Here is a 3,951-nt window from a genome sequence, read left to right on the forward strand (position 1 = left end):
GCTCGTCAGGCTCATAACCTGAAGGTCGTAGGTTCAAATCCTACCCCCGCAACCACTTCCAGTCCCGATCCGACCGTCGCGTTCCGTCCGGCGACATTCACCGGCGGACACCTCCCCAACATATCAAATATTCTTACCCGGCCCCGCACGCGGACGACCGTCCCGATGGAGCTCGTCAGATAGCGCCTCGGTCATTTAGAGCGAATTTCGATCGATATGAATCGGCAGCGATTTCCTGCAATTTGGTTGTGATCCATAATCCTTGCTGATGAACGAGGCTGGCATGGATGGCGGACCCGCTTTTGATTGATTGCGCTCCCGGCTTTTTGCAGCGATCGATAAAGAATTGAGCTGCCGGGCGGCGGCGCGATTTGGCGTTGCCGCCTCGACGGCGATCCGGCGCGACACGGCACCTTTGCGACGAAGCCGCAAGGCGGCAATGTGCGTTGGCCCCGGATCGAGGGCGAGCGGCGGAAGTCCTCTCCATCTGGGAGGCGCAGAAGGACATTTTGCTGGAAGAACTGCGGGTGGCGCTGGCTGAAGCCGGCCTGATCGTCTCGGTAGCGGGACTTCATCGCTTCTTCGCCCGCCGGGGTATAACGCGCAAGCTTGGCGAGCGTCTCGGCCAGCCAGGTATGCGGGTTGATGCCGGAGATCTTGCAGTTTTCGATCAGCGTGGCGATGATCGCCCAGTTGTCGTGCCCTCGTCAGAGCCTGCGAAGAGCGCGTTCTTGCGATTGAGGGCCAGCGGACGGATCGATCGCTCGACGGTATTGGAATCCATCTCGACGCGGCCGTCATCGAGGAACAGTGACAGCCCGGGACAGCGGGCGAGTGCGTAGCGGATGGCGTCGGCGAGCTTGCTTTTGGCGCTGATCTGACGAAGTCATGCCTTGAGGTAGATGTGCAGATCATCCACGATGCCGCGTGCCTGTTCGGCGCGCACTGCGCGGCGGTGCTCTGCCAGGGTGCTGCGAACCTCGTCCTCGATCGCGTAGAGCATGGCGATCCGGCGCAGCGCCTCGGTCGCGACCGGTGAGTTGTCGGCCGACTCGTAGAATTTACGCCTCACGTGTGCCCAGCAGAAAGCCAAACTCACCTGCTGCCGGCGCTTGGTGAGGGCGGCATAGCCGCAAAAGCTATCGCCTGCAGGTTGCCGGCGAAGTCGCCTAGATGCGCCTCCGCCCTTGCGGTCGGCTGCGTAGACGTAGGCCACCATCGCCGGCCCATGGTCGATAGTCGCGGACATAGGCCCAGAGCTGGCCGGTCTTGGTCCGGCCCCGCCTGGGATCAAGCACCGGTGCGGTCGTCTCGTCAGCAAACAGCCGCTCGGATCGTCGCAATCGCTCCAGGATGTGATCGCGCTAGGGGCGCAAGTATCAAGCCGCACGGCCCACCCAATCGGCCAAGGTCGAACGGTCGAGATCGATGCCCTGACTGGGGTAGATCTGCGCCTGACGGGGCGGGGCAGGTGATCGGCGTACTTGGCAACCAGTACCTGCGCGATCGGCGCTTCGGTAGGGATGCCACCCTCGACGATGCGCCCCGGAGCCGGTGCCTCGATGATCGCGTCCTCGCATGAGCGGCAGCCATAGCGCGGTCGGCGTGTAACCAATACGCGGAAGGTGGTCGGCACGATCGTGCGAGCTCGGCTGCGACGTCCCACCCACGACCGGCACAAACATGGGCTCTTCGCGTGGAGGAAGCTTGGCGGCCTCGATGGCGTAACGCAGTTCCCTGCGCCATGTGTACAGTGGCGCCATGCTGACCTCCCGCTCACGAGCAAAGGCCGCGACGTTATCGCAGCGCTCCATCTCCGAGACCAACGCGAGCTTCTGTTCCAGTGTCCAGACGCGGCGGCGGCCTGCCATCCCAGCGAGAACCTCAATCCGCCGGACAGGCTTCAGAGGCACACCAATGTCGGTATCCAATGCGGTCGTAAGGCGGGTCTTGTCCATCCCCGCAGTTCAACCACAGCGCCCAGGCCTGGCAAGGTGATGCCGGAACACCGCTTACGGTTGATCTCGAACCGGAACGCCTGGCCTTCATTGATGAAGCCTGGACCGCCACCAACATGACCCGAAGCCATAGCCGCTGCGGCAAGGCGAGCGACTGCAGATGGTTCCCCCACGAGCACCGCAAGATCACCACGTGGTCGCCGCTCTGCGCATGACCGGCATGGTCGCGCCGATGGTACTGGATGGCCCTATCAACGGCGATTGGTTCGAGGCTTACGTGGCCCAGGTTCTCGTGCCCGAACTGAGGCCCGGTGACGTCATCATAATGGACAATCTGTCGAGCCATAAGCGTTCGGCAGTGTGGCTGAGCGGCCCATGCGGTCGAGCCGCAAGAGGCGTCCGGAGATATGCCGATCGAGAATTTGAAACTCGGCCTGAGGTTCTGACAGGCCATAAAGCTTCTCTACGATCAGCGCCTTGAACATCATAACCGTATTCGGCGGCAAGCAACGCCCAGCGCTGGGCGGACAAGCTCAAAGCGATCGGCGTCCAGCTTCTCCTACGGATTGCGCCCCCAGACGGCCTTGCATACCGCTAGCACCGATGGAATCCACGCCCCCACCTTCGACACCACAGGTAAATCATCAAGGCGTGCATTCCGCGGAGGGAAGGTGATGGTCGAAGTCTATTCTGATCTGCAATAAGGCTTATCAGCGGGCACTCCGGCCGCAGACATAAGAAAAGGCGGCCTTTCGGCCGCCTCTTCCCTCCTCTCCAAATCATTTCTGGCCGGGCTGTCTTTGCGCAGTCACCTGACCGATCTGGAACTCTATCAACCGCCGGTGGCGCCGTTCTCTGCCGCGGCCATGCGATCGCCCTGCATGTAGGGGATCGGGTTGACGGCCTGGCCGTCCACGCGGACTTCGTAATGGAGGTGCGGGCCGGTCGAGTTGCCGGTGGTGCCGACGAAGCCGATCACGTCGCCCTTGCGGACCATCTGGCCTTCGGCAACGTTGAGGCGCGACATGTGGCCATAGCGGGTTTCGAGGTCCCCGCCGTGCTCGAGCGAGACGTAGAGGCCGTAGCCGCCGAACCAGGCAGCTTTGCCGACGACGCCGTCCGCGGTGGCATAGATCGGGGTGCCGATCGGGGCGCCGAGATCGATGCCCTTGTGGGCGCGGCGGCCACCGAGAATGGGGTGGTTACGCATGCCGAAGCTGCTGGTCAGCTTGAGACCTTCAAGCGGGGTACGCGAAGGGATCGAGACCGCGCTAAGCTTGGCAGCACCGGGGATGGCGGGCTTGGCCTTGGCGGAAGCGAGGCCGGTTTCCTCGAAGTTCTGCCAGGAGCTGAAGAGATTGCGGAACTGCTCGTCTTCTCCGCCGGCCGCCTGGTTGCCGGACTGGGCCGAGCGAAGCGGAGCGGAAATGTCGGCAGCGGCAGCGCTGCTGTTGGCCATCGCCGGGTGAGCGGCGACAAGAGATCCTGCTACGGCGACGGCACCGGTCACTGCGCGGAACTTGGCGAAGAATTTCGTTACGACCACTCGCAATACCTTGTTATCCGCCGCGAACCCTGAGGCCACGACGCTTGTATCTATGACGAACACGCATGAAAGCGCGTCGCGCAAACCCTTTTCTGGAGATGGTCGGAACCCCCCGCCGTCTCTGCTTGCGAGTTATCCCGAAGGATCAGGAACAGGCAATACTGGCGTAGAGATCCCGCGATAAACCGGCTGCGAGACGCGCCGAGTCGTTGAACGGCGGCTTAACGGCCCCGCCAAAGTGGCGGGAAACCAGGGATTTCCAGAGGGCGTCGTGGTCCTCGTTCAACCGTTTGGCGACGTCGGCGAAATGATTTGCGCCGAAACGAACATGCCGGATTTCATCGTCAAGGATTCGCTGGAGGATGGTTGCTCCGCGTTCGTCGCCGTTGGCCTTTACGCGTTGGAGCGTAGCGGGAGTGACATCCAGGCCGCGTGCTTCGAGCACCA

At 62.5% G+C, this 3,951-nt stretch carries 5 protein-coding genes and 4 pseudogenes; 2 read left to right on the plus strand and 7 right to left on the minus strand.

Annotation, left to right across the window (positions count from 1 at the left end):
- Positions 1 to 310: 310 nt before the first annotated feature.
- A pseudogene (locus tag RT424_RS24070) lies at positions 311 to 608 on the plus strand (IS630 family transposase); the annotation flags it as partial.
- Positions 609 to 629: 21 nt separating this feature from the next.
- On the opposite strand, the pseudogene RT424_RS24605 reads toward RT424_RS24070, so the two are convergent.
- The 4 genes and pseudogenes from RT424_RS24605 to RT424_RS24620 form a co-directional block, all read right to left on the minus strand.
- Positions 630 to 686: pseudogene (locus RT424_RS24605) on the minus strand (hypothetical protein); the annotation flags it as partial.
- Positions 671 to 1,249, minus strand: a pseudogene (locus RT424_RS24610) (IS66 family transposase). The pseudogenes RT424_RS24605 and RT424_RS24610, both read right to left, overlap by 16 nt.
- Positions 1,170 to 1,343: a transposase gene (locus RT424_RS24615; RefSeq protein ID WP_409521587.1), complete on the minus strand. Its 174-nt coding sequence runs from the start codon at positions 1,341 to 1,343 to the stop codon at positions 1,170 to 1,172. Before RT424_RS24615 ends, RT424_RS24610 begins: the two are co-directional and overlap by 80 nt.
- A gap of 36 nt (positions 1,344 to 1,379) precedes the next feature.
- Positions 1,380 to 1,958, minus strand: a complete 579-nt coding sequence (locus RT424_RS24620; protein WP_409521588.1) for a transposase — start codon at positions 1,956 to 1,958, stop codon at positions 1,380 to 1,382.
- Between the two features lie 59 nt (positions 1,959 to 2,017).
- Here RT424_RS24620 and RT424_RS24085 point away from each other — a divergent pair.
- Positions 2,018 to 2,319 (plus strand): annotated as a pseudogene (locus RT424_RS24085) (transposase); the annotation flags it as partial.
- Here the strand turns inward: RT424_RS24085 and RT424_RS24090 are convergent.
- The 3 genes from RT424_RS24090 to RT424_RS24100 all read right to left on the minus strand — a co-directional run.
- On the minus strand, positions 2,279 to 2,446 hold the full coding sequence (locus RT424_RS24090; protein ID WP_409521589.1) for a hypothetical protein: 168 nt from the start codon (positions 2,444 to 2,446) through the stop codon (positions 2,279 to 2,281). The pseudogene RT424_RS24085 and the gene RT424_RS24090 overlap by 41 nt on opposite strands.
- A 344-nt stretch (positions 2,447 to 2,790) precedes the next feature.
- Positions 2,791 to 3,504: a M23 family metallopeptidase gene (locus tag RT424_RS24095; protein WP_313443384.1), complete on the minus strand. Its 714-nt coding sequence runs from the start codon at positions 3,502 to 3,504 to the stop codon at positions 2,791 to 2,793.
- Positions 3,505 to 3,649: 145 nt separating this feature from the next.
- Positions 3,650 to 3,951: DUF455 family protein (locus RT424_RS24100; RefSeq protein ID WP_313443386.1), on the minus strand; the 302-nt coding region annotated here is incomplete at its 5' end.

The organism is Novosphingobium sp., from assembly GCF_032093395.1.
In the GTDB taxonomy this organism is placed as follows: Bacteria; Pseudomonadota; Alphaproteobacteria; order Sphingomonadales; family Sphingomonadaceae; genus Novosphingobium.